The following is a 26,013-nucleotide window of genomic DNA, read 5'->3' as shown; positions in this document are numbered from 1 at the left end:
TCAACGCTCCAGGTAGAGATCGGATTCGACGTCGACGTCGCGCATGCTCCACAAGGTCGGGAACGCGTCGTCCAGGTCCTCGTCGGAGTACGAGCACAACAGGGCGGTGTCGGGAGCGCGCTCCTTGCTGCGCTCGAACGTGTACGGAGCCTCGTAGACGAGGTCGCCGTTCCCTTTCGCGAGAAGACGCCACTCCTCGAAGAAGTGGTCGATGTCCTCCGCCGTCGCGGCGACTTCCTCGGGATCGACATCCTTGACACGCAGCAGCACGAGTTCCCTGATCTGCTCCAGGCGCTCCTCGAAGTCCCCCACACGGGCCGCAGCGTCGTTGGCCCTGGCCTCGGGGTACAACAGACGGGCCATACCCACGAGCACGGCATGGAGAGCCCGGTCACGAGCCCTGGCGGAGAACGGTGTCACGCTGGTCGACTCGACCTGGCGGTAGAGAGCCGAGTGGTACGAGGTGAAGCTCTCGTAGTGAGACCGGTCCCGCGAACGTGCACCGTTGAACAGCGTCACCACGAGACCGGGATGGCGTCGTCCGACACGGCTGCTCGACTGGATGTACTCGGCCGTCGTCTGGGGCTGCCCCATGATCGCCATGAGCCCCAGACGGTCGATGTCCACGCCCACGGAGATCATGTTGGTGGCGAGGACGGTGTCGAAGGCGCCCTCCTCGGGAAAGGCACGGTTCAGATCCTGGAGCCTCTGAGGGATCTCGCTGGACGTGACCCGGCTGGTGAGCTCCGACAGGAATTCCGCAGGGCGTGTTTCCTGATCATGGCGTTCGGCCAGGAGCTTGAGCCGGTCCTGTACATCGTCGTGTACCTGCAGTTCCGCCGCCGCCAGCAGCCGCAAACTGTTGAAGTACCCGACCAGGGTCCAGTAGGCGTCCCGGACCTTGTCGGTGCTCCTGATGGTGAAGGCGTGGTGCAGCAATGCCGCGTAGGACCGGACCAGCAGTGTCGCCTGACTGGTGGACGGGGTGAGCAGCCCGACGTACAGACGGGACGCCTTGTCCTTGGCGGAGGTCTCCACGGCGAACCACGAGTCACGGGAGTCGAGTCCGGCCGGCGGGAACTGGCGTACGTCACGGTTGAACAGTCCTCGGGCCTGGTCCCGGGCACGACGGATCGTCGCCGTGGAGGCGATGACCTTGGCCTGGTCCGCAGCGACGTCGACCGCGGTCTCGTACAGACCGGTCAGGCTTCCGAGGGGGCCCGAAATCAGGTGCAGTTCGTCCTGGACGATCAACTCCGGTGGCGGTGTCCCGTCGTCGACGTCCCGGTTGAACAGGGCGGCCACCCGGGGGCGCCAGGCGATCTGGGCGAACTTGTCGACCGTTGCGATGACCAGGGTCGGTCGGCGCGCGTAGATCACCTCGTCGACCACGTGGACGGGGAGCGCGTCATGGAAGTCGCACTCCTGGGAAGGGCAGAAGATCCGCATGTGTGCGGTGCTCGCGTCCGCCTCGTAGTGGTGGGCGTCCATAGGTGTGCCGCACCAGGGACAGGCGCGCAACTGGACGGGATCCTCCTCCTGGAGCGTCTTCCCTTCCCGCAGCTGCTTCAGGCTCGCCGCCGCGTCCTTGATGGTGTTGGGGGTGGCGGCCTTGCCCACCCACATACCGAGGGAGATCGTTTCTCCACCCAGTTCCCGAGGGGACAGGCGACGCATGGTCTCCATCGAGCAGATCAGGGTGGCGGCACGTTCGAACTGCTGGAGGGTGAGTAGACGCAGTGTGTAACGCATGAGGGCGGTGACACCACCACCCGTCTTCCCCAGTCGGCTCCGGCGCAGGAACACCGTGAAGGCGATGAGACCCAGGTAGGCCTCGGTCTTGCCACCGCCGGTGGGAAACCACAGCAGATCGGCGACCTTGCGGTCGTCGTGATCGGGATCGACGATGCCGTTCAGGCACAGGAGCAGGAAGGCGATCTGGAAGGGACGCCAACGGCCGTCGAGGACGGGTGCCCCGTGCCCGCCGGACCTGATCCAGTTGGTTCTGCCTCGCTGTAGGGCCATGGCCCGATTGGCACGACGGAATGCCGCTTCGACCTCCGGGTCCCTGCGCAGCAGTTCGATACCGGCGGACATCCGGTCGCAGGCCTCCGAACAGAGATCCACCTGTGCCTGGGCTGCCCGACCGTACTCGGTGGCTTGGAGTAGGCGGGCCTCCTCCGCACGTTCGGCGATCCAACCCCGGTACCCCTTCACCAGGCGACGCAGAGCTCCCACGACGTCGGTGTCGGCGGAGCTCAGACGGTCCATGTCCAGTTCCGAGGCATCGATCTCCGGGTTGGAGTCGGTCAACAGCACCTCGTAGGAGGGGACGAAGGCGGTGCGCACGCTCTCCACCGCCATGGGGACGCCGCGCAGCAGGCGCTCGTCACGCGGTGGTGGTGGGGTCCAGTCCCAGACGGTGGCACAACCGTGTCCGACGGCGAAATGGGGAGTGTGCCGGTGGAGCAGCTTGTTGACGTGGATCTCCTCCTCGTCCGTACCCACAGGCACCGGGCGTTCGACCAGAGCGGGTGCGGAGACGTCCCCACCATGCACGGAGAGGGCCGGTTGGAAGAAGCAGTGGACGTCCTGGAGGTCGTAGGCACCGATCGTGTGCGTGTTGAGCAGAGCAGCGGTGACGGCAACCGATCTGGGCGCCCCTTGCGTGGAACGGGCGGGGCGCACCTGTACACGAAGGCTCAGCCCCGGGACGATCTCCTCCGTCCACAGTTCCGGACGGGTCACGTCGACGATCACGCCCTTCTCGGGCACGGGGATGCGGTGCCAGCGCAGCTTCTGCTCGGCTGTCGAGCGACGTTCGGCACGCTCGGCCGCCACGGGGTGCCCATCCGGGTCACGCGCTTCGTACACGGCAGCCGTAACCTTGACGACGACGGAGGAGGCCCGTTCCGGGTCGACGGCGAAGGTGAGACCCATCGACGAGGGGTTCTGCATGTTCGCGGCCGCCACGCCGACATCGAGTACCTCGTCGACACCCACGCGAGCCCCCGCCAGGTCGACGTCCTGCTCGGAGATGTTCTCCGGGACCTCTTCCCGCTTCGCACGCCTGGGGAAGAGCACGCCGGTCAGGTAGGTGGTGAGCGGGGCGTCGGAGAGCACCTCCTGGTCTCCGCCGACCGGTCCCAACAGGTCCCTCTGCAGTTGTTCGACCAGCTCGGACCGGAACATGTAGTGCTCGTCATGTGCCGTCATCGTGGTTCTCCTCCTCGGGCTTGGGGTCGTACTCGAAAGTGCTCAGTCCCGTGAGACGAGGGGCGAGCCACACCCCGCGGGTGCCCAGGCCGGCTCGGAGACCGGCCGCCTCGCTGCCCGCGGAAGCCTCGACGGAATCGATGCGCACGCCGGACAGCAGACGTGGCCAGTTGCGTGGCTCGTAGCTGGGGCCGAGCTTCATGAAGTGGTACAGATCGCTCCGGAGGCGGTCGGACAGCATGCCGATGGGGCGTTCCCGGTGCACCACCACGTAGTGAGGGCTCCGGCCGGGTTCGTCGGAGTCGGGCAGCAGCCGTTCCAACCTCACCTCGTCCCCCTGACGGACACCAGTGGCCAGATACTCCTGCACCTTCTGAGGATCCTCGACGAATCCGTGGGTCCCGGCGGGGAATTCGGTGCAGACGTCCCCGGCGTGCAGTTCCAGGCCCAACCGCGCCCATCGGCGGAACGAGTACCGTCCCCACCGGTCGAGCCCTGGTGCCGAGCGGACGAAGTACTGCTCGGGGGGATCCATGTGCAACAGCTCTTGGCGGGGCCGCGTCATCGCGACATAGAGGAGCCGTGCCTCCTCCGCCACGTCGACGTGGCGTTCACGTTTCTTCCTGCCCGCCTTTTCGGACTTCTGCTCCCCGACCGGCAGACTTCCCGGATCGACCACGACCACCCGGTCGAACTCCAGCCCCTTGGCACGGTGGAAGGAGGAAACCACGAGGGAGGCGGGAGGCTGCGCCGTCAACTCATCGGCCAACCTTCCGAGTGCCACGGCCGTTCTCAGACGTCCCATGTCGACGTTGCGAGCTCCGTCCCTGGCAGAACGTCGTAGACCGAGCCACAGCGGTTCGACCTCGTCGACGGGGAGACCGTACGCGCTCACGACTTCCTCGAACCGGCTCCTGGTGAGGATCGAACCGTCGACCGTCCTGAAGAGGAAGGCCAACCACGCCGGGGCGCTACGGTCACGGGCCGAGCGTTGTAGTTGATGGTGCACCCCTCCTTGCCAGAGGGAGCCGGACAACAGGAGTGCCTGGCCGTTGGTACGGCACAGAATCGCGGTGGTGCCTTCATGGGATCCCAGGCTGAGAAAGCCGAACTCGTCCATGTCCAGGCTCAAGGTGGTGCGGAGGGAACCACGGAGCTCCTCGTGGATCCCCGGTCCGACGACACGACCGGATTCGGCGTCGCGTCGCAGTTCCGGACCGTGTGGCAGGGCCAGTCCCGATTCTGACGTGCACGTCCGGAAATTGGAGGTGAGGCGCAGCTCGATCAGGTCCTCGCCGAAAGTGCGGCGTACCCAGGTGAAGAAGCGCCCTGTCTCCTGAGCACGTTGTTCGACGTCGGGGATCGTGAATCCGTAGATCGACTGGGCGGGATCACCGACCACGGTGAAACCGGGGTCGAACTCGTCCAGCAGGACCTCGACCATCTCTCGACGTGGCCCCACCAGATCCTGAACCTCGTCGATCACTACGTGGACCAGGTCCCCTCCGAGCTCCTCCTCGGCGAGACCGTCCTCGATCGCCCGGCGTGCTCCCTCGATACGTGCGTCGAAGGAGCGTTCCTCCCAACCGCCGCCGGCGTCGACCTTCATGAGCAAATCGAGTGCCCAGGAGTCGAATGTCTGCGCGCGGACGTGGCGGGCGGAACCTCCGTGCGTGATCGTGCGGGCCCGCAGTTCACGGACCGCGGCCCGGGAGAAGGTGAGCACCAGAATCTCCCCGGGGCCCACTTCCTCCTCGGAGACGAGGAAGTCGAGCCGCCGGATCAGGGTGTGGGTCTTGCCCGCGCCCGGTCCCGCGGTGACGAGTACCTGGGCATCGGCCGGCTGTTCCACCACCGCACGCTGTTCGTCCGTCAGCCCGTCCAGAGGATCGGATGTGTTCACTTCCGTCCCCACAGGTGTTCGAACTCGGTGAAGGCCAGCTTCTTGTCGTAGTTGGTCACGTTGTCGTGGACGTCCAGGATGCGGCAGATCTCCTTGCCGCCGTTGAGCTTTCCGCGAAGACCACGGCCGATCATCTGTTGATAGACGTTCGGGCTGTAGGTGGGGCGAGCCACGATCACGGTCTTCGTGGCGGGTGCGTCGAACCCCTGGGCCAGAACGCCGTAGTTGGTCAGGACCCGGATCTTGCGGTTGCGGTAGTCCTCGATGATGCGGCGCCGTTCGGGCAAGGGGGTGGTCGAGTCGACCGCCTCCGCCCGGATACCGTGTTTGTTGAGCTTTGCGGCCATGAGTTTTGCGTGGTTGACCGACGTTGCGAACAAAAGCACGGGTTCGTCGTCCGGGAGATTGCGGATCTCCTCGATCAGCATGGTGTTTCGGCTGTGGTCGTCGGCGATCCGTTTCTCCGCGGAGATCGGAAGCCGGCGCAGGAAGGAACTCTTCTCCAGATCCTCCAGTTCCGTCTCGCTCAGCTCGATCGTGACACCGGTGAGCTCACGGTGCTCCACATGCGCCAACACACCCAGGTTCTGCAGTTCGGTGTAGGGGTCACCGTCGAAGATCCCCTCGTCCAGGCGTATTCCGCCGTAACGTTGAACGAGCCGCTGCGTCTCCTCCTCGTTGAATCCGCGGAACGGTGTCGCGGTCAGGCCGATCAACGGTCGTTCCGAGGAGCGATGGGTGATGCCCAACAGCTTCAGCAGTTCGGTGTAGCGAGGGGTGATGGAGGTGTGTGCCTCGTCGATCAGCACCAGGGCGGCATCACGCAGCCAGGCGTATTCCGCCGTGTGCAGGCACTTCTCCAACTTTGCGTCCGTGGCGACCACGAGGTGGGAGTTCTCGGACACGGGGGCGGCCTCGTTCGATTCACGCAGGCGACTGATCGTCAGAGGACTGTCCGGGCCCACCTTCGACCACACGAACTGCCAGCTCTGCACGGCCTGCTCGCACAGCTCGCTGGTCTGCGCGATCCACAGCACGGGGCGGCCACCCAGCCCTTGTGCCTTGATGACCCGGATGACGGCTTCGGCTGCGACACGGGTCTTGCCGGCCCCTGTGGGCAGGCACAGCATCGCCTTGCCCGCCTTGTACCTGGTGAGCCGGTCGAACATCTTGGCTGCCAGTTTTTCCTGGTAGTCGTGCAGGCGAGGGAACTCGCGCGGACCATCGACGGTCTCTGTGGCGGGCAGACGTGGTTCCTTCGTGCCGGCGTAGTTCTGGGGTAGTCCGAGCTGGTTGACCACCTGTAGGGACCTGTTGTCCCCATTGAAACCACAGGCGACGTCGGGAACGTTGGCCTCGATGTCCTTGCGGTAGTGCCGCATCACCGAGGTTCCGTAGGAGTCCACCGCCAGCTGGGCGATCTCCCGGTGGGCGGCTTCCCCGTTCTGTTCGATGTTCTCCGATTCGAGCAGACCTTGGGGCAGTCCTGCCTTGATGGCCTCCACATCAGCCAGTTCCAGCAGTTTGTCGGCGACGTCCGGAGCCTTGCGGGCGCGTTCCAGTCGTTCGTTCTTCTTCTGTTTCTCCCGCTGCTCGAGGAGCTGACGGCATCGATTCGGCCCGAGGCCGAGGCCGAGTTCGACATCGATCGCGTTGAGCACGGCCAGATCGTCATCGGGGTCCAGGACCAGGACGGAACGATCGAGCACCGCCGAGTCGAGTTCGGTGGTGTTCATTCCCTTGGGTGTGCGCACGATCTGTTGCAGTTCACCGCATCGCACGATCGACCAACCGTCCACCTGGGCACGATGGGACAGCCTCAGGTGAGGAAACTCCTCGAGGATCAGGTTCGCTTCGGACTGGGCGACATGACGTATCTCTTTCTGGATGACGTCGTCGGGGGAGACCATTCCCCAGTCCCGGCGCATCACCTCGGCGGTCTCCGCATCCGGTACCAGTAGGGCCGGGAGCGACTCACGGATCAGGGACTCGTACTCGGCACGGTCGGACGTGACGGCGATGTCCGCGTCCTCGTACTCGCTGCTCCACCCGGCGCCCACCCGGCAACGTGTGGGCAGCCCCTCGGGCCAGTCGGCTCCTGCTTCGACCAGCAGGGCGTACACCTTTCCGGGAAAGACGTCGTCCTCGCTCAGTGCCGCTTCCTCGACGAGTTTCCTCCAGAAGCGGGTACCGATGGCTTCCAGGGTGTCGGGCAGCTTCAGCGCCTCCGCCACGACCGAGGAGACCTCGGAGACCGGAAGCACGTCATGGTGCACCCGGAGCTGCGGGCCCACGGAGTCCGGTAGGGAACGTAGTCCACGGGAGGTTCGGAGGTGGCCGTGTCTGTGTGCCATCCACCTCAGTGGGGAGACGACCGCTTTCACTGTGGAACTGCTCCGGCCGACCCGAAGCGTCCAGCTGGTGACCAGCCCCAGACGGGGGAGGGCCTGCAGGAAGGAGGCACTTCCCTCCTCGGAGAGCTCGGTCAGGAAGTGCAGGGGGCCCGCAGGAGGTGCGCCCTCGAAGTGCATGGAATCCAACTTGGGCCTTCGCTCCGACGCGGGAAGACTGCGGCAGTAGCGCTCCCAGATGGTCTTCACGTAGGCGTCGTACCACTCCTCACCACTCTGGGGCCTCACCTTCTCGACAGGGCCGTCGAGCAGTCCCAGGTCACCGAGGATCACACGATCGGGTTCGTGGAAGTTCAGGTCGACCGCCACGTGGGCATCCCGGGAACCGTCACGAGGAACCACGGGGCCGGGGAGAAGACAGTTCCGGATCGGCCGAAAGTGGCCGGCCACCGTACGAACCCTGAACTGTCGGTAGGTGTCGATCTCCGCGGAACGGATCGCCGTGAGTGTGTCGGCCGGTCCGGCTTTTCGGGACAGCTCCCACAGGGCGGTCCACCTGGCGTCGTCGTAGCCCGAAAAGCCCTTCGTCAGGACGGAGGCGAATCTGCCGGCTGCGTCCGCTTCGTGGATCCCGAGCTCGTCGAGGGCGCGTTGTACTTCACCGTCCGTGATGACTCGTTCGTCGACGTAGGTCATCCGATCGGTCAGGTTGTCCGAGTCGCTGCTGCGACGGAAGACATTGGGGGAGGGGGCGACCAATTGGTGATCCTCGGTCAGGACGATCCTGGCCTTGAGCGCCTCCTCCGCGAGAGAGGTGTGCCCCTCCTCCGCGAAGGGGGAGTGGTGACGTCGAATGTCCGCCACGATACGGATGGCTGTCCGTGACGACTCGGGGGCGTGGTCTGCGACGAGCGCTTCGAGCCAATCCACGATCGAGGCGGTCTCGAGCTTGGCGGAGGCCAGAATTCTCTCGGCACTCTGCCTGCGATGAGTGGTGTTCTCCACCGAATGGTGGCACCAGTCCGTCGGACGGCCGGGGTACTGTGCCCACAGGTCGAGCCACTTCTTCTGCAGGCGCGCGGGATGGAGCCGCACGGCCTCCGGAAGGCCGAAGCGACCGTCCTGGTCCGGCAGGGTGGGGCTCACCGCGGCATGTTTCCAGATCGCATCGACGAGGTCCGTGGCGGCGAACTGGGGCTCTTCACGACCACGTGCCGGCACGAAGTCCAGGTATGTGCACGGGTCGTCGGAGTGCGACAGCTTTTCCAACGACTCCACTACCAGCCTGGCGGAGACGCGAATCAACTCACGGTTGAACTCGTTTCCGTCGTACAGATTCTGACGGTCCTCGCTTGTCTTCCAAGGGGCGTTGAGGATGCCACGCAGCGTGGTGGTGAAGTTCGTGGGGAAGAAGGCCCAGAACTGCCCGAGCTGTCCTCGCCCCTTCCTTTCCGGGACGGCCCAGGAGACATCGATCTCCGGTCGGTCGTGCAGTTCCCCGGCTTCACCGATCGCATGGGGGGAGGGGCGGTGTCTCCTGGTGAAGACCCGCCACCTGTCGACCGTTTCCGTTGTGGATCCCCCCACTCCGCTACGGATCTGCAGAACTCGGGTGTCGCCGTCGATCTGCTGGGAGATGTGGCGGATACGTGGAGCGGTACCACGCCGATCTTCGAGCACGACGGATCCCACGTGTGGAGAGAACAGGGGGAACTCCACGGGAAACGCGTCGAGGTCCTTGCCCAGGCGTGTGGCCTTTCCGGGTTTCAAGGGAAGACGGACCACGGTGGTGGCCCAGTCCAGGAGCTCGGCCAGAACCGGATCGTCCTGCATCTCTTGCCCCGGTTCGAGGGGGCGGGCCATACGGAGAACGGGAATCTCCTCGATGTCGGCCCACACCGACCGGATCTCCTGTTCGGCCCACTCTCGGGAGAAACCGAAGCTCCTGCCGGGCTCCCGGCTGAAGAACTGAGGAGTGTCGGTGACACTCAGAACGGACTTGACGCCGACGCCGAAGCGACCGATTTGCCCACCCCGCTTGCGGGACACCCCCATGCGGAGAATGGTGTCGGCGCCTTCCGGAGCCATGGGGCTGCCCTGATTTGCACAGTAGAGGTGCTCCTCGGTCAGGATGACGGAGACCCTGCCGCCGGGCTGGGCAAGGAGTTCGTCGGCTCCGTTCTGCACCAATTCGTAGATCTGTCGATCACCATAACCGCCCTGGGTGATGCGGCGTTCGCTGTTGGCGTGCTCCTGGATGAGACCCCGGTCGATGCGGTAGGTCTCCAGAACTCGCCGAGACTGTTCCATGACCATTTGCAGAACGGAGTTGATCTCTGGAGTTCTCATGTGTGTGCTTTTCTTTTTCGAATGCACGACTTCAGGGCGAGGCGGGGGTCGACCGATGTGCGCATGAAGATGGCAGGGGGAGGGGCGAAGAAAGAAGAGTGCTCACTCCGTGGAGGGGCGATCGGGTCGCTGGTGTTTCACTTCTGGGGGAGAGTCGGGTGGTTTTCCGATTTCGGCGTCCACGGGAAAAGGGTACAGTTCACCCCTGGATTGAAGCATGTTTTTTCGACTTCGCCGAAGCTGAAGTAATCGGGAGTATGGCACGGGCTCGAGGGTGTGGCAAGTTCCAAGGTGGGGTGGGGCGGCGCCGCTCGTTGTCGGGTGGTGCAGTAGTGCAATATGTCCTTTTTGGGACTCTTGGGGTCGTCTCTCCATAGAAGAGTCTCTCCCGAGGTGTGTCAAGCTTGGTTTGACAGTTGGTGTCACGTCAAAGGATGCTTGGGGTGAGGCTTTCGGAGACCTCGAGGACGGAGCGCAGATGACGGTGCACGAAGGCGAACCCTTCGGTGTGTGGCTGGGGCGCCAGCTGCGTCGGAGAGGTGTCAGCCAGGCGGAACTGGCCAAGGAGCTGGATGTCACCCGCGCCGCGGTTTCGGCATGGATCACGGGGCGGGCCGAACCACGCCTGGAGAAGATCGAGCTGATCGAGCGGTTTCTGGGGTTGTCGTCGGGAGCTTCCGTGACGCGTGCGGAGCTCTCCGACTCGGCCGACTCCCTCGGGTGGTACCACCGTCCCGCCCACAGGGACGGAGGCAGGGAGCTGGGTAACGCGGCAGCCTACGCCTTCGACTCGGACCTTGCCGTCCTCGCTCGTGAGGCCACCCAGAACAGTCTGGACGAGAGGTTCGACCCCGAGCGTCCGGTCCGGGTCCGCTACGTTCTGCACGAGCTCACGGGGGAGAGGCTGCACCGCTTCCTGAAGGCTCTCCGCTGGGACGATCTGAGGGAACACCTTCACGCCGCCGCCGATCCCCTTCGCAAGACGGGAAGGATCCTGCGCAACGGCCTTCAGGACCTTGCAGAGAAGGACAGCCTGGTTCTCCTGAGGATCGACGACTACAACGCCTCCGGGCTGACCGGACCGGAGTACGGCGACGGGCGCTTCGCGGCGGTGGTTCGCCGGCAGCTCGACAGTCACAAGAGCACGACGGCCGGTGGCTCCTTCGGGCTGGGCAAGGCCACCTTGTGGGCGTCCAGTCGGTTCGGGTTGGTGATGATGCACAGCACCCTCTCCGAAACGTACGAGGGGCAACGGGAGCGTCGTCTGATCGGGCGTCTGGATCTGCCCTGGCACGAACTCGGAGATCAGCAGTACGCGGGGCCCGCATGGCTCGGTGTGCCGGACCGAGAACGTGACGGAACGTCGCGTTCCTGGTGGGCGGACGAACGCACGGTCGAGGAGCTGTACCTCTCCCGAGGTAGCGACGAACCAGGCACCTCCTTCCTGGTGGTGGGCGCCTACGACGCGGCCACGGAGGGCGGAGACCTCGAGACGATGCACGAGAACCTGGTGCGCGGTGTCGCCGACAACTTCTGGGCCTCCATGATCGCCGGACGTGATTCGGCACCCATGCTGGAGGCGACCGTGGAATCCCTTCGCAACACGACAACTGTGCGACCCGAGGAGAGGGTCGACCCGCATCGTCACCAGCCTTCCAGGTCGCGAGCGGTCCGAGCCTTCCTGAACGGCGAGACGGTGGAGAGGATCACCGATGCGGAAGCCGTACTCCAGAAGACCGTCCCGCTCACGGTGCCACCCGTCAAGGGCCGCAGCAAGGCGTTCGAGCACGAGGCAGTACTGCTGGTCACCCCCATGGAGAACGGAGAGGAAGAGCGCCCCAACCGCCTGGTGTGCATGCGAGGCACCCGCATGATCGTCATGGACAGGGCCGTGGGTGAAGTCGTGGGGACCCCACCGTTCCAGGCCGTTCTTCTTGCCGGTCTCGCGGTGGGCGAATCGGAGGAGAACGCCGCAGCGGAGGCTTTCCTCCGTACGGCCGAACCTCCCGACCACAACGACTGGAAACAGACGGACGACCTGACGGCCACCTATGCTCGTGGCGCGGCCACACGTCTTCGTGAGTTCCGCCAGGCGATGATCACCATGACGCGTGCGGCCGCGCGTCCTACGGAAGGACCTCCCGACGAGGTCCCGGAAGCGCTGCGGGGACTGCTGGACCTGGACCCGCCCCAGCCCAACCCGGCGCCGAAGCACCCCACGGTCAAGAGTCTCACCGGTGAGGTGAGGCCTGACGGTGCCTGGCAGATCCGGGCCGTTGTGCGGCTTCCTGAAGGTGTGGATCCCTGGATCATGCGGCCCGCCCTGCGTTTCGGAACCCTCTCGGGCGGTGGGCTCCCCGCCGGCTGGGCCGAACTCGAGCCGGAGTTCGGCTGCGAGGTCGTCGAAGGCAGGTTGCGGTTCACACCGGGCGCGCGCACCGCTGCCTTCCGGGGGGTGTCGGACGTGGCCAGCCACCCTGTGGCGGCCAACCTGGCCATCGCCGAAGTGGATCTGGTGAGGGGAGAGAGCGCACCGTGAAACGACTGTTTCCTTATGCGGTTCTGGCGGGAGAGGTCGGCCTGGAGGTTCTCCGCGCCCGACTCGACGACGTGCCGATCGAGTTCTCCATGATCTCCGGGGCACAGCGGACCGTCGCACTTCACGAAGTGGAACGGGAGCGCTGGGGGACAGCCACCCTCACGGTGAGGGTGCGTCTGCCGAAGCGCGAGCTCACGGACGGACCTTGGACGAACGTTGCTTGTGCAGCGGTTGTGTCCGAACGCCGCACCAACGTTCGCGCACATGTCCCGCTCGAGCAGGACGAGCCCGGTGTCTGGCTGGGTGAGGTGACCCTGCACAGAGAACGTCACGTGAACAAGGCCGAATTGACCGCCCAGGTGAGCGCAACGGTCGATGAGATCGACAGTCGTCTCATCGGCAGGAGCGAGGCATCATGGACCGTCGATCTCCTGGCGACCACACCCACAAAGAAGGATGGTATCCGTACGGAGTGGGTGGACTTCGGCGGGGAAGAAGCTGGTCACCTCGATCTCTTCCGCAGTGATCCGTGGTTCGTGGAAGCTGTCGGGGAGGAACCGACCTTGTACCTCAACAAGCGCTTCGAGGGAATCGAAGCGATCTTGAGGAGCAACAGGGCTGTGGACCGACCGGCGCAGAACGCTCTGGCCTCGCAGATCGCCCAAGAGGTGTGGACCGTGCTGTTCACCTCCGTGGTCAGAGGGCTTCCCAAGGATGATCAGGGACGACCCGAATGGCCGGGAGGGTGGCAGGAGAGCACGCTGAGGAAGATGCTCCCCGATGTCCTTCCCGATTACTCGCTCACCGATGCGCTGGCGGAGATCGTTGCCCGAGAGGACGGGGGTGGGGGGGACATTCACGCGCGCGTGGCGCACGCCGCCGCTGTGCAGGCCCGGCGCACACGTCATCTGGGTAGTTTCCTTCGCGCGTTTCGCAGGAAGGCCCAGGAAGAGGAACAGTGATTTCGCCTCCCGAGAATCTGATGTCGTTGCCCAACGAAGCCGCGACGAGGCATCTGACAGAAGCCGTGCTCCAGGGGCGCGCACCGATCCCGGCCAAGGGTTTGGACAGGTCGGTACGTGCTCACCCGAGCATGGAACCACGATCCATCGACCCGATACGTGAATTGATCGATGAAGCTCGCAAGCGCTTCGATGACGCTCCGACGGAGGCCGATGCCTGGTTGGCGCCCCGGCTGCACTCCGTGCTGCGGTTCACCCGGGCCGAGGCGGCCGACAGCGGTCTGTGGAACCATCTCGCGTTGCGGATCGCACCCGACCACGTCTTCTGGCGTCACATCGGGAAGGCCACACAGAAAAAACCTGTGCCCATGGTGAGCAGGAGCCGTTTCATCGGACCGTTCCACACCCAGGCCTTCGCACGACTGTGGTGGGCTGCGGAACTCTTCCGGGACGGCTACGACTACGAGCCCGTCGTGGTTGCCTGCGGAAACCAGGATGTTCTCAACACGGCCCTGCGTATGTCCATCGTGTTGCACCGACCCACGGCCCAGGCTCTCCTGCGGCTGGTGAAGGACGGAACGGCGGGTGCCGGCCGTGAGGCCAATGCCCTGGCCAAGGCGGTCAACGCTGTGGCGAGCACGCTCTCGCTCGAGACGCTCGCGCCGGACGCGGAGCCGGACACGGACGCCTATCGGTTCTGGGTCGGTGGAAGAGAGGACTCACTCATCCCCTTCGACTCCCTGCCCGACGGACCGGATGACGGGAGGGCCCCGCTCGACTCCGTGAATCGGCTCGAAGGTGTCTTCCGGACGATCTATACCGAGGTTCCCGCTGTCACGAAGAGCGGGTGAGCATCAGATAGGCGTGCACCTGTTGGGCGATGGCACGAGCAAGCCCGACAGGGACCGCATTGCCGATCTGGCGAGCGATCTGTGTCTTGCTACCGCACCACAAGAAGTCCTCGGGGAATCCCTGGAAGAGAGCTGCCTCGTAGTGGGTGATCGGTCGGTGTGCCCACGGATGGAGGTAGCGTCCCTTCTCCGGTTTGTAGAACTCGGTGCGAATGGTGACCGAGGGGCGGTCGAGGTGCAGCCGACCCATGACGTCTCCCGTGCCGCTGCGGTGGTTGAGCCAGCTCTCGGTCGACAGGTGCGGCGGAAGGTCGTGGCGATTCCCCCCCGGGGTATCGCCTTGTACCTTTCGATGGAAAGATCGATCGGGTTTCGCCCTATGTGCAACTGGTTGGTACGGAATGGGCCTGGCATGTCTTTTTTGAGGAGGTTGATGCACCCGGGGGGAAGTTCTGTGTCCTCGGGTTTCACCAAACTCTTCGGTGCCTGTGGAGTTCCGAAGATGTTCTGCACCGTTTCCCATGGCTTGATGCTTTCCCACAGGACCGGTTCGAGGTTTTTTGCGTGGGTGGGTACAGGGTGTTTCAGGGGGGACTTCTGTGGATGCAGGTCCATGACATCTCGGCGTGTCGCCAGGACAATGGTTCGTTTGCGAGCCTGGGGAACGCCGTAGTCCGCTGCCACAAGGTGTTTGCGTTCGAGAACGTAGTTTTCGAGCGCCCCTTTTCTGCGACCGCGAATTCCAGCTCGGCGTACTCGGGGGACTTGAGAAAACGGTCGACGTTCTCGATCACGAAGACCTTGGGCTGAAGTTTGCCGACCACCCTGATGTATTCACGCCAGAGCTGATTTCGTGGATCATCGGGGTCCTGTTTCCCCAGGGCGGAGAAACCTTGGCACGGAGGCCCGCCCAGGATCACGTCGACGATCGTTATCTTCTCGGGCAGGGGTCATACGGACACCTTAGCGATCTTCGGACGAGCAGGCGTGTTCGGAAGGGTGTGAGGGATCTCGACCCCCTCTCCCCACCGGGGTGTCAGTGGTCGAGTGCTGCTCGGATCGAGTTTCCCAGCGCCGCTCCGAGAGGAGGTGGGAACGCCTGCCCGACCTGACGGTACCGGGCGGTCTTACGTCCGGCGAACTGCCAGTCGGACGGAAAGCCCTGGAGGAGAGCCACCTGCTCCACCGTCAGTTTGGGCAGTCCTCGATGACCGTGTGTTCCCTCACCCTGTCTCATCACGAAGTCCGGCCCCGGAACGTCGTCACCGATGCTCGCGCCGTTGACGCCCAAGCGGGCCCAGATCCTCTTCGTGCGAGTGGGACCCAGATCGGCACCGCCCCTCTCCTTGGACCCGCCCACGATCGTCGGTGCCACCTCGTTCGCCAGAAGGCTCCATTCATGGGCCTCCTGCCACCCACGGCTCGCCATCAACGGGCCCAGGACCTCCCCCACGGTGGCCGCCTTGCCCGTGGACGAAGGCCAGGAGAAGTGGTCCATGTCCTCAGGTCTCATGGCCACGAGAACTCCGTGTTCGCGACGTTGGGGAACCCCGAAGTCCTGTGCGTCGAGAACGTGCCACACGCACACGTAGCCGCAGTGCTTCAGCTCCTCCTCGACGGAGTCACGGAGCTCGGCGAACTTGGGCGACTTCACCAGATGAGGGACGTTCTCCAGCATGACGGCCCGGGGTTGGACCTCCGTTGCCAGCCAGACGGTTGCCTTGAGCAGGTCGTCACGCTCACTCGTGGCCTGACGCTGTTGCCCTGCCACCGAGTAGGGAATACGTGGAAGACCACCTGCCAGCAGGTCGACGTTCAGGACCTGGGGATATTCGTGTCCCACGAAATCTCGTAGGTCCGTCTCGACGACATCCCATTGTGGTCGGTTCAGAAACAGGGAGGCGCACGCGTGAGGGTCGGTGTCGAGAAGGAGTGTCGGATCGAAGCCTGCTTGTTCCAGGCCGAGAGCCTGGCCACCGGCTCCGGCGCAGATGTCCAGACTTCTGAACCTTTTTTCCATGGTTCCCCTGTTGTGTGTCCGAGGGTGGCGCGCAACATCGTCCACCGATCGGTACATGTATCGCTTCGGATGGCGCCTTCTCACGGTACCTGGGCGCGCCGACCTTTCGGTGTGCAAGGGTGCTTTTCCAGAGGAAGAGAACTGCGCGAGAGTTGTGACGTGTTGTCTGCGGATCCAGCTCCCGTGGGCTGGACAGGTTCCCCGCGCGGCACGCCCGCCGGCTCCGGCGAGGACCGCAGCGTTCGAGAGTTGTCCGTGGGCACACGGAGAAGGGGAGCGCATGGGGACGACCAGGCTGGGACGCTCGCGGGTGGAGGTCGGCGCGCTCGGGTTCGGCGCCGTGGGGATCGGCAACGGCATGGACCGGGCAGTGTCGGAGGAGGCCGCCCACGACGCCGTGCGGGCGGCGTGGGACGCGGGGGTGCGGTACTTCGACACCGCCCCGCACTACGGGCTGGGCCTCTCCGAGCGGAGGCTGGGACGCGCGCTGGCCGACCTGCCCCGGGAGCGGTACACCGTGTCGACCAAGGTCGGCAGGCTGCTGGAACCGGCTCCGCACCGGAGCGGGGAACGCGACGACCACGGTTTCGACGTCCCCGCCACGCACACCCGCCGGTGGGACTTCAGCGCGGACGGAGTGCTGCGGTCACTGGAGGGGAGCCTGGAGCGGCTCGGCCTGGACCGGGTCGACCTGGTCCTCCTCCACGACCCGGACGACCACTGGGAACAGGCCGTGGGCGAGGCCTACCCCGTGCTGCACGAGCTGCGCGACCAGGGGGTGGTCGGCGCGATCGGCGCGGGCATGAACCAGGCCGGGATGCTGGAGCGCTTCGCGGTGGAGACCGACGTGGACGCGGTGCTGCTCGCCGGGAGGTACACGCTCCTGGACCGGTCGGCGGCGGCCACGATGCTCCCGGCCTGCCGGCGCGCCGGGGTGTCGGTGATCGCGGCCGGTGTGTTCAACAGCGGAGTGCTCGCCACGGACGAACCCGTCGAGGGCGCGACCTACGACTACGCGGCGGCGTCGCCGGAGGTGCGCTCCCGGGCCGCAGCGGTCGCCGGGGTCGCCCGCCGCCACGGGGTGTCCCTGCCGGGAGCGGCGATGGCGTTCGCGGCCCGGCACCCGGTGGTGGCCACCGTCCTCGTGGGGGCGCGGTCGGCGGAGCAGGCCCGGCGCAACGCCGACCTGTTCGCCCGGCCGGTGCCGGACGCGCTGTGGTCGGACCTGGTGGGGGCGGGGCTGCTCGGGGAGGAGGACCTCGGCTGACCCGGCGGCGGGACGGAGCCCTTGCCGGGGGCCTTCCCGGGAGCTCAGGCGAGGGGGCCCAGCAGGGTCCGCCTGTCCAGCCCCTCGTCGGTGAGCTCGTCGAGGACGCCGGTGATCTGCTTCTCCTCGTACCGGAAGTGGGTCTCCATGACCGCCTCGATCCTGTCGAGGTGGCGCAGCTGCTCCTCGGCGCCGTGCCCGGAGTCCACGGCCTTCTGCAGGCCGGCGATGAGGTACTCGATCATGCTGTGGTCCTGCTTGAGCTTGGCGACGACGGGCGCGAGGTCGGGGCGGCGCTCCAGGAGGAGGGGGAAGAGGGCGGCGTCCTCGCTCGTGTGGTGGCCGTTCAGGGCGGTGCAGAACCCGAGGCAGAAGAGCCGGAGGTCGCGGGAGACGGACTCGGCCCCCGCGCCGTCGGTGACGGCCTCGCGGGCCACCTCCAGGGCGTCGCGCAGCCGCTGGTGGACAACTCGGAGCTCCCGCCCCCAGGCGTGTGCCCTCTGCTCGGTCAATGCGTGGCTCCAGGTGTCGTGTGGAAGGGAGGAGCGCCCCGCGGCGGTTGCCGTGGGCACGGCGCGCCGGCGTCCTGCGGAAGGCCCGGGAGCGCGAAACGCCCCACGGTACCGCGCGGAGCCACCGCGGAGGCCTCGCCGCCGCCGGGGCAGGCAGGGACACGGGAAGCCGGCGCGCCCTCCACCCGGCGGGAGGCGCGGCCGGTCCACCGGGTCGCGACCGCCCTCGGAGGAGGGCAGTCCGAAAGGTGTGGGCGGTTCGAGAGCACTGCCGGATGCGCTACAGTTTTACCTGTTGGCGGGACCGGAGACGGTGCCCGCCCAGCGGCCGGGACGTAGCGCAGTTTGGTAGCGCACTTGACTGGGGGTCAAGGGGTCGTGGGTTCAAATCCCGCCGTCCCGACAGGGAAGTAGCAGGTCAGGGAGAGGTCCACTTTCGAGTGGGCCTCTTTCTGCGTCTTGGACGGGGTGGAAGCGGGGCGAGGCGGAGTGGGCGGGACGTCGGTCCACGGCGTTGGGCGTCCACCGCCTTGACCACCGAGCGGCGTACGGGCCGCGGTCGGGGGCGTCGATCGCGCTCCCACGGGAGGACGCGGGGTCCGGCACGGAAATCATGACGGCTTCCCACGCGCCGTCATGTCACCGCGGTCGCCCGGGGCGGTGGGGAGGGCCGTGGCGGGGGCGTGCTCGTTCTTGCGGCGGGCGCTCCTGGCGAGCCGCCGCATCACGTGGTCGTGGAGGGGGCGCAGCAGTCGTTTGGCGCGCAACGCGAGGTGTCCCTCCCAGTCGGTGAGGATGAGCGGGCGGCCCCGCTCCACGCCGCGCAGGATTCGAGCGGCGATGTCGTCGGCGCCCAGCCTCGACCCGTCGATGAGTCGCGCCGCACCCGCTTCCACGGATGTGTCGCTCCCGCGCAAAGAGGAGGCCAGGCCGCTGCGGAAGAACGAGGGGCAGGCCACCGACGTGCGCACCCCGTAGGGCGACAGTTCGTGGGAGAGGGTCTCGCTCAGAGCCACGACCGGACCCCGTGCGGCCCAGGGGCCGGAGCTACAGGTCAGCGGGCGCGGTCGCCCGCGGCGCTCGGCTCCGGGCGGGCGGAGGGGGCGGTGACGGGGGCCAGCCACAGGCCGGTGAGCGCATCGGTCAGGCCGGTGGCGGCCTCGTGCCACGAGCCCCTGGGGGTGGGCTCGCCCCCGGCGAGGGCCCGCTCGTGCTCGGCGAAGGTGTGCACGATGAGGTGGCGGGCCATGTCCTGCCGTTCGCGGCGCACGGGTGCGGGCAGGTCGGGCAGGCACCTGCGCAGCTCCTCCCCGGTGCGCACCAGCGAGGGTGACTCCATGGCCTCCCGGGAGACGATCCCCCGGAAGGCGGGGTCGGCCAGCGCCTGGGCGCTGAAGCGCCCGTACCAGGAGGGTGTGCCCAGGTCGTCCAGGTGCTGGGCCAGGGGCTCGACCATGCACGCCACCCAGTCCCTGACCTCGGAGGAGCCGTCGACCCGTGCCACCATGCGGCGCCGCACGTCCTCGACGGGCCCGGTGCGGCGGCGCACGATCGCGCGCACCAGCCCCTCCTTGGAGCCGAAGTGGTAGGTGACGGCGGTGTTGTTGCCCTGTCCGGCCTCCTGGCCGATCTGGCGGTTGGACACCCCCGCCATGCCGTGTTCCGCGAACAGCCGCTCCGCCGCCGACAGGATCGTCTCCCGTGTCGCCGCCACCCGCTCCGACCTCGCCACCCTGCCGCTCATGCCGACCACCGTACCGATCTCCGCGCGGGGCGGTTCACCCGTGTCGCCGGGGCGGGCCCCCGTTCACCGGTCCGGGGCTGGCCCCCGTTCCCGGGTCCGCGCCCCTCGGACGCGTGCGTGCGCGCCGGTCGCGCCCGTTCCGGGTGGGAGCGGGCACCGGAGCCGTCGACGTTCTCCCCGCTGATATGGCCCCCCTCACTCCCGCCGGGCGTGGAGTCGGCCCGGCACGTCCTGTTAGTCTAAGTCATGCGCCTGACTTAAAAGTCGGCGCTTTCGCGTGTCCGAATACGGGGGTTCCTGCTCGATGACCGATGCCCGCACCAGCCCACCCGAAGCGCGGACGCCCGCGCGCCCTCCCGCCCGGCCGAACGTGGTCATCTGCGTCCTCGCCTTCAGCGGCATCGTCGTCTCGCTCATGCAGACCCTGGTCATCCCCCTCGTTCCCGTGCTGCCGGGCTTCCTCGGGGCGACCCCCGGGGACACGGCGTGGGCGATCACCGCCACACTGCTCGCCGCCGCGGTCGCCACCCCCACGGTGGGCCGCCTGGGCGACATGTACGGCAAGCGCCCCATGCTGGTCCTCAGCCTGTCGGTCCTCGTGGTCGGCTCGGTGTTCTGCGCCCTCGCCGACAGCCTGGTGCCGATGGTCGTGGGCCGCGCCCTCCAGGGGCTGGCGGCCGGGGTCATCCCGCTGGGCATCAGCATCATGCGCGACGAGCTGCCCCCCGAACGCCTGGGCGGGGCGACCGCGGTGATGAGCGCGTCCCTGGGGGTGGGCGGCGCGCTCGGTCTGCCCGCAGCGGCGTTCCTCGCCCAGACCGCGGACTGGCACACGCTGTTCTGGGTCGCCGCGGCGCTGGCCGGCGCCGCCGCCGTCCTGGTGCGCACGCTCGTCCCGGACTCGGGGGTCCGCGCGGGGGGCAGGTTCGACCTGCCCGGGTCGGTCGGCCTCTCCGTGGCGCTGCTCCTGCTCCTGCTGGCCGTGTCCAAGGGCTCGGACTGGGGATGGGGCAGCGGCGTTCCCGGGGCGATGCTCGCCGCAGCGGCCGTGGTGCTCCTGGTGTGGGGGTGGTGGGAGCTGCGCGCCCCACACCCCCTGGTCGACCTGCGCACCAGCGTGCGCCGCCAGGTCCTGCTCACCAACACCGCCTCCCTGGTGTTCGGGTTCTCCATGTTCGCCATGTCCCTGGTCATTCCGCAGCTGCTCCAGCTGCCCGAGGCCACCGGGTACGGGTTCGGGCAGACGATCCTGGTCGCGGGGCTGGTGATGGCCCCGAACGGGCTGGTCATGATGGTGATGGCGCCGCTCTCCGCGCGCCTGTCCCGCGCCATGGGCCCGAAGACGACCCTGATGTGCGGCGCGCTCCTGGTCGCCATCGGCTACGGCCTGAGCCTGCTGCTCATGTCCGGCATCTGGCAGCTCATGATCGCCTCCACCGTCATCGGCGCCGGTGTGGGCCTGGCCTACGGCGCCATGCCCGCGCTGGTCATGGCGGCTGTGCCGCGGTCCGAGACGGCCGCTGCCAACAGCCTCAACACCCTCATGCGCTCCATCGGCACCTCCGTGGCCAGCGCCGTCACCGGCATGGTCCTGACCAGCATGACCCTGCCGGTGGGCGGCCAGGACCTCCCGTCGCAGGGCGCCTTCACCCTGGTCCTGGGCATCGGCGGGCTCGCCGCCCTCACCGCCTTCGCCATCGCCGCGTTCCTGCCCGGGCGCCGCAAGCCCTCGGCGGACGACCCGCCCGCGTCCGGAACCGCGGAGCCCGTCGGCGCCGCGGCCACCCGGGGCGCCTGACCGGTGCGCGCCCGGGGCCGCCCGCTCCGGGCGCGGCGAAGTCCCGGGGTCGTCCGCTCCCGCCCGTTCGCGCACCCGACCCGATCCGCGCGTGTCCCGCACGGCCCTGTGTGTGGGACACGCGCGGTCCTCGTCGGGCCCGATGGCGGGGCGCGTCCTCGGCGGTGCGGGCCCTCCTCCCGCCCTGGTGAGAGCAGGGTCGCAGCCCCGCCCGGGTCGCGTGCTCCCCCCGTCGCTTAGGGTGGCGTGGGTGTCAACTAAGTTGACAGCAGGGTCGTGGAAGGCACGGCCCACACGAGCGGCGGGATCGGCACCCCGCCGGCGAGGAGGAGACATGACCGCGAACGGCACGCCCATCACCGCAGGGAACACGGTGGAGGAGTGGCTCGCGCACCCCGCCGGAGGGCCGGTCCTGCGCGAACTGCTGGAGGGGTCGGGACAGGACGCGGACGCGCTGCGCCCCGTCGGCAAGCTCTCCCTGGCCAAGCTCGTCGAGATCGCCGGCGACCGGTTCCCGCAGGAGCTCGTCGACGAGCTCGTGCTCCGCGCCAACGGCGGGGTCGCCCCCGTCGTCGAGGAGGAGCCGGAGGCGTCCGCGACCGGTGCGCGGTTCGCCGGACGCACGGTCGTGGTCACCGGAGCTGGCTCGGGGATCGGCCGCGCCACCGCCGCGCGGATCGTGCGCGAGGGCGGCCGGGTGATCGCCGTGGACATCGCGCAGGACCGCCTCCGGTCCCTGGTCGACGCCTCGCCCGAGGACACGGTCGTGCCCGTCGCCGCCGACATCACCGGTGACGAGGACGTGGCGCGGATCGTCGAGGCGGCGGGCGGGCGCGTCGACGGCCTGGCCAACGTCGCCGGGATCATGGACGACATGTCGCCCCTGCACGAGGTGAGCGACCGGACCTGGGAACGCGTCTTCGCGGTCAACGTCGACGGCACCTTCAAGCTCTCGCGCGCGGTGGTCCCTGCCATGCTCGCCGCCGGGCGGGGCGCGATCGTCAACGTCGCCTCCGAGGCGGCGCTGCGCGGCAACGCGGCGGGGATCGCCTACACGGCCTCCAAGCACGCCGTCGTCGGCATCACGCGCAGCTCGGCGTTCATGTACGGACCGCACGGGGTCAGGGTCAACGCCGTGGCCCCGGGGCCCGTGGCCACGGGGATCGAGGCGACCTTCGGCTCGGAGTTCGGCAAGGCCCGCATCGGTGAGTTCATGCGGCTCATCCCGCAGGTGGCCGACGCGGACAAGCTCGCCGCGTCGATCACCTGGCTGCTCAGCGACGACAGCGACAACGTCAACGGCGTCGTGCTCGCCTCCGACGGGGGCTGGTCCGTCCAGTGACGGACGCCGGCGCCCGGTCCCCGCGAGGAGGGGGCCGGGCGCCGGGACGCGTTCAGTCCCCGGGGGTGATGAGGTCCTGGAGGAGGGCGCCGTAACGCGCCACGACCTCCCCCCGGTCGGCGTCGGCCAGCTCCTTGTCGCCGACGACCCAGAGGCTGTAGAGCAGGCCGCCGACGAGCGCGGCGGCCAGGCGGGCCCGGAGCAGGGCGTCGGGGCCGGAGAGGCGTTCGGCCAGCGGACGCACGAACGCCGTCTCGTGGGCCTCGTGCAGGCGCGACCCCACCGTGCTGGCGTCGCTGGCCCGGATCAGCGCGAGGTAGATGCCGCGCGTGTGGTCGTCCACCGTGAGGACGTAGTCGACGAACCGCGTCCCGAGCGTCTCGATCGGCCCGCCCAGGAAGGGCGCCCGGTCGGAGCCGATCCGGACGGTCTCCAGGAACAGCCGCTCCTTGGTGCCGAAGTGGCGGATGACCAGGGCGGGGTCCACCTCTGCCGCCGCGGCGATCTCGCGGACCGAGGTCCGGGAGTAGCCCTGTTCGACGAACAGGTGGGCCGCGGCGGCGGCGATGGCGTCGCGTGTGGGGATCTCGGGGTCGCGTCGGGGCACCGTGCGATTCTAGGGCGTGCCCGGCGGACGCCCGTCCCGCTGCGCGACGCCCCGTCACGCCGCGGCCCGCGGGGGCCGTGCGCGGACCCCCGCCGCAGGAGGCCCCGCACGGACGGACCGCGCGGCGCGGCCCGGGGAGGAGCGGAGCCGGTCCTCCCCGGGCCGTCCCCGGTCAGGGCAGGCGCAGGCTCAGGCTCGTGGCGCCCGCGGGGGCCGACGCCAGGGTGCCGCCCTCCCCGTCGGCGGCCTCGGTGGAGGGGTCGGCGGGGACGGCTCCGGGCGCGCCCACCAGGAGGACCCTCCACCCCCGGGCCGGGGCCGGGTCGGCCTCCACGGTGACCCCGTCCTCCGAGCGCGAGACCCGGAAGACGGCGGCGTCGGAGCCGTCGGCGGCCGGCACGGTCACGACGGTCGGACCGGCGGCCGGCTCGGCCGGGGCGCCTGCCCCGTACACGCGCAGGGTCAGGCCGTCCGTGTAGTCGTAGTCGGGGCGGTCGTCCACCGCGCCGACGGGCAGGACCGCGCCCGGCCGCACCAGCAGCGGCAGGGAGTCGAAGCCGTGGACCTCGCGGCGCCACCCCGGGCCCCGCACGGTCTCCCCCGTGAGCAGGTGGGTCCACACCCCCTCGGGCACGTAGTACTCGACGGAGCCGTCGGGGCTCAGCACGGGGGCGACGAGCAGGTCGCCGCCCAGCATGTACTGCGTGTCCAGGTGGTGGCAGGTCGGGTCCTCGGGGAACTCCAGCACCATCGCGCGCATCACGGGCGTGCCCCGCAGGTGGGCCTGGACGGCGGCCCCGAACAGGTAGGGCATGAGCTCGCACTTCAGCCGGGTGAACGCGCGGGCCACGTCGGTCGACTCCTCGTCGAACTCCCACGGGACCCGGTAGGAGCGGCTGCCGTGCAGCCTGCTGTGCGAGGAGAGCAGGCCGAACGCGAGCCAGCGCTTGAACAGCCCCGGGTCCGGGGTGCCCTCGAAGCCGCCGATGTCGTGGCTCCAGAAGCCGAAGCCCGACAGCCCCAGCGACAGTCCTCCGCGCAGGCTCTCCGCGACGGCCTCGAACGTCGAGGCGCAGTCCCCGCCCCAGTGCACGGGGAAGCTCTGGCCGCCCGCCGTCGCGGAGCGCGCGAAGAGGACCGCCTCTCCCTCGCCCCGTTCACGCAGCAGCAGGTCGAACACCGTCGCGTTGTACAGCTGCGTGTAGTAGTTGTGCATGCCGTGCGGGTCGGAGCCGTCCGACCACACGACGTCGGTCGGCACCCGTTCGCCGAAGTCGGTCTTGAAGCAGTCCACACCCATGTCCAGCAGGGGCTTGAGCTTGCCGGCGTACCACTCCCGGGCGTCCGGGGACGTGAAGTCGACCAGCGCCATCCCGGCCTGCCACATGTCCCACTGCCACACCGTCCCGTCCGGCCGCCGGACCAGGTGCCCCAGTCGGGAGCCCTCCTCGAAGAGCGCCGACCGCTGGGCGATGTAGGGGTTGATCCAGACCGAGGTCCGCAGCCCCTTGGCCTTGAGCCGGGAGAGCATCCCCACGGGGTCCGGGAAGACCTCCGGGTCCCAGACGAAGTCGCACCAGTGGAACTCGCGCATCCAGAAGCAGTCGAAGTGGAACACGCTCAGGGGCACGCCCCGGTCCGCCATGCCGTCGACGAACCGGTTCACGGTGTCCTCGTCGTAGGAGGTGGTGAACGAGGTGGACAGCCACAGCCCGAAGGACCACTGCGGGGGCAGGGCGGGGCGGCCGGTGAGCGCGGTGTACCGGTCCAGCACCTCCTTGGGGTCCGCCCCGTGGACGACGTAGTACGTCAGGGCGTGGTCCTCGACGCTGAACTGCACGCGGCCCACCGACTCCGAGCCGACCTCGAACGACACCGGTCCGGAGTGCGCGACGAACACGCCGTAGTTGCGGTTGGTCATGTAGAACGGGACGTTCTTGTAGGCCTGCTCGCTGTTCGTGCCGCCGTCGGCCTGCCAGATGTCCACGGTCTGGCCGTTGCGCACGAACGGGGTGAACCGCTCGCCCATGCCGTACACGAGCTCGCGGATCCCCAGGGACAGCTGTCCGAGCATGTGGTGGGCGCCGTCCGCGTCCTCGACGAAGCCGGTCCCCTTCGCGTCGACGCCGGTCAGCGTGGCTCCGTCGGCGCTGAACTCCATGCGCCACGGGCCGTCGGTGCTCACCGTCAGCGAGAGCGCCCCGCTGGTCAGCTCGACGGTGGAGCCGTCGCGCCGGACCGAGGCGGCGCCGGGGGCGCCCCGGACGTCGAACTCGGGCGTGGGCCGCACCGAGCCCGCCAGGTGGGTGGTCCGGACACCGATCACCCCGGGGGCCGGGGACCAGCAGTCGACCGTCACCAGCGCCGTGTTGAGCGTGTCCCCGCGGTGGCCGATCGGGCGCACCGGCGCGTAGAGGGTGAAGCGGTCCCCGTCCACGCGGACGTCGCGGACCTCGCGCGCGTAGTGGGCGCGCACGCCCTCCCTCATCTGCCAGAAGCCGTCGGTGAACTTCATGGGCGGACTGCCCCTCTCGTCTTGGTGTCGGTTCGCC

The 26,013-nt window shown here is 68.1% G+C and carries 15 protein-coding genes, 1 tRNA gene and 3 pseudogenes; 7 read left to right on the top strand and 12 right to left on the bottom strand.

All coding sequences use genetic code 11. From position 1 onward, the window contains the following. From ACQPYD_RS23545 to ACQPYD_RS23535, 3 genes are read right to left on the bottom strand one after another with little or no spacing between them, the layout of a single operon-like run. Positions 1–3,216, bottom strand: a complete 3,216-nt coding sequence (locus tag ACQPYD_RS23545; RefSeq protein ID WP_433697737.1) for a helicase-related protein — start codon at positions 3,214–3,216, stop codon at positions 1–3. Then, positions 3,203–5,119 (bottom strand): UvrD-helicase domain-containing protein, encoded by a 1,917-nt coding sequence (locus ACQPYD_RS23540; RefSeq protein ID WP_433697736.1) that lies wholly within the window; start codon positions 5,117–5,119, stop codon positions 3,203–3,205. The genes ACQPYD_RS23545 and ACQPYD_RS23540 overlap by 14 nt, the downstream gene beginning before the upstream one ends. Next, complete coding sequence (locus ACQPYD_RS23535) at positions 5,116–9,819, bottom strand: DEAD/DEAH box helicase (RefSeq protein ID WP_433697735.1); 4,704 nt, start codon at positions 9,817–9,819, stop codon at positions 5,116–5,118. The genes ACQPYD_RS23540 and ACQPYD_RS23535 overlap by 4 nt, the downstream gene beginning before the upstream one ends. Before the next feature lie 478 nt (positions 9,820–10,297). Between ACQPYD_RS23535 and ACQPYD_RS23530 the strand changes: the two genes are divergently transcribed. The 3 genes from ACQPYD_RS23530 to ACQPYD_RS23520 are packed head-to-tail and all read left to right on the top strand — an operon-like array spanning position 10,298 to position 14,171. Then, a complete protein-coding gene (locus tag ACQPYD_RS23530) occupies positions 10,298–12,358 on the top strand; it encodes a helix-turn-helix domain-containing protein (protein WP_433697734.1) in 2,061 nt (686 codons plus the stop codon). Continuing rightward, positions 12,355–13,320, top strand: a complete 966-nt coding sequence (locus ACQPYD_RS23525) for a hypothetical protein (protein WP_433697733.1) — start codon at positions 12,355–12,357, stop codon at positions 13,318–13,320. The genes ACQPYD_RS23530 and ACQPYD_RS23525 overlap by 4 nt, the downstream gene beginning before the upstream one ends. A 20-nt stretch (positions 13,321–13,340) precedes the next feature. Further along, positions 13,341–14,171, top strand: coding sequence for a DUF6339 family protein (locus ACQPYD_RS23520; protein ID WP_433697732.1), 831 nt, complete (start codon positions 13,341–13,343; stop codon positions 14,169–14,171). Here ACQPYD_RS23520 and ACQPYD_RS23515 read toward each other — a convergent pair. The 4 genes and pseudogenes from ACQPYD_RS23515 to ACQPYD_RS23500 all read right to left on the bottom strand — a co-directional run bounded on the left by ACQPYD_RS23515 (position 14,155) and on the right by ACQPYD_RS23500 (position 16,191). Further along, a complete protein-coding gene (locus tag ACQPYD_RS23515; protein WP_433697731.1) occupies positions 14,155–14,421 on the bottom strand; it encodes a DNA cytosine methyltransferase in 267 nt (88 codons plus the stop codon). The two genes, ACQPYD_RS23520 and ACQPYD_RS23515, sit on opposite strands and share 17 nt — an antisense overlap. 386 nt (positions 14,422–14,807) lie before the next feature. Continuing rightward, positions 14,808–14,855 (bottom strand): annotated as a pseudogene (locus tag ACQPYD_RS23510) (hypothetical protein); the annotation flags it as partial. Positions 14,856–14,971: 116 nt separating this feature from the next. After that, positions 14,972–15,091, bottom strand: a pseudogene (locus ACQPYD_RS23505) (DNA cytosine methyltransferase); the annotation flags it as partial. Positions 15,092–15,207: 116 nt separating this feature from the next. After that, on the bottom strand, positions 15,208–16,191 hold the full coding sequence (locus ACQPYD_RS23500) for a DNA cytosine methyltransferase (RefSeq protein ID WP_433697730.1): 984 nt from the start codon (positions 16,189–16,191) through the stop codon (positions 15,208–15,210). A 280-nt stretch (positions 16,192–16,471) separates the two neighbouring features. Between ACQPYD_RS23500 and ACQPYD_RS23495 the strand changes: the two genes are divergently transcribed. Then, a complete protein-coding gene (locus ACQPYD_RS23495; protein WP_433697729.1) occupies positions 16,472–17,458 on the top strand; it encodes an aldo/keto reductase in 987 nt (328 codons plus the stop codon). Positions 17,459–17,631: 173 nt separating this feature from the next. Here ACQPYD_RS23495 and ACQPYD_RS23490 read toward each other — a convergent pair. Beyond that, positions 17,632–17,895 (bottom strand): annotated as a pseudogene (locus tag ACQPYD_RS23490) (hemerythrin domain-containing protein); the annotation flags it as partial. 404 nt (positions 17,896–18,299) lie between these two features. Between ACQPYD_RS23490 and ACQPYD_RS23485 the strand changes: the two are divergent. Next, positions 18,300–18,373 (top strand) — tRNA-Pro (locus tag ACQPYD_RS23485). Positions 18,374–18,581: 208 nt separating this feature from the next. On the opposite strand, the gene ACQPYD_RS23480 is transcribed toward ACQPYD_RS23485, so the two are convergent. Further along, positions 18,582–18,986 (bottom strand): hypothetical protein, encoded by a 405-nt coding sequence (locus ACQPYD_RS23480; RefSeq protein WP_433697728.1) that lies wholly within the window; start codon positions 18,984–18,986, stop codon positions 18,582–18,584. A gap of 38 nt (positions 18,987–19,024) precedes the next feature. After that, complete coding sequence (locus tag ACQPYD_RS23475) at positions 19,025–19,714, bottom strand: TetR/AcrR family transcriptional regulator (RefSeq protein ID WP_433697727.1); 690 nt, start codon at positions 19,712–19,714, stop codon at positions 19,025–19,027. A gap of 370 nt (positions 19,715–20,084) precedes the next feature. Here ACQPYD_RS23475 and ACQPYD_RS23470 point away from each other — a divergent pair, with 370 nt between their 5' ends. Next, positions 20,085–21,512, top strand: a complete 1,428-nt coding sequence (locus ACQPYD_RS23470; RefSeq protein WP_433702108.1) for an MFS transporter — start codon at positions 20,085–20,087, stop codon at positions 21,510–21,512. A gap of 334 nt (positions 21,513–21,846) precedes the next feature. Further along, positions 21,847–22,854: an SDR family NAD(P)-dependent oxidoreductase gene (locus ACQPYD_RS23465; protein WP_433697726.1), complete on the top strand. Its 1,008-nt coding sequence runs from the start codon at positions 21,847–21,849 to the stop codon at positions 22,852–22,854. A 52-nt stretch (positions 22,855–22,906) separates the two neighbouring features. Here the strand turns inward: ACQPYD_RS23465 and ACQPYD_RS23460 are convergent, their stop codons facing one another. After that, complete coding sequence (locus tag ACQPYD_RS23460; RefSeq protein WP_433697725.1) at positions 22,907–23,461, bottom strand: TetR family transcriptional regulator; 555 nt, start codon at positions 23,459–23,461, stop codon at positions 22,907–22,909. Between the two features lie 172 nt (positions 23,462–23,633). Then, the gene (gene yicI, locus ACQPYD_RS23455; protein ID WP_433697724.1) at positions 23,634–25,976 is read right to left on the bottom strand and encodes an alpha-xylosidase; all 2,343 of its coding nucleotides are present in this window, start codon (positions 25,974–25,976) and stop codon (positions 23,634–23,636) included. Between the last annotated feature and the right edge of the window lie 37 nt (positions 25,977–26,013).

It is taken from the genome of Nocardiopsis sp. CA-288880 (assembly GCF_050955985.1).
GTDB lineage: Bacteria > Actinomycetota > Actinomycetes > Streptosporangiales > Streptosporangiaceae > Nocardiopsis > Nocardiopsis tropica.
This window is presented reverse-complemented; position numbering and strand designations above follow the sequence as displayed.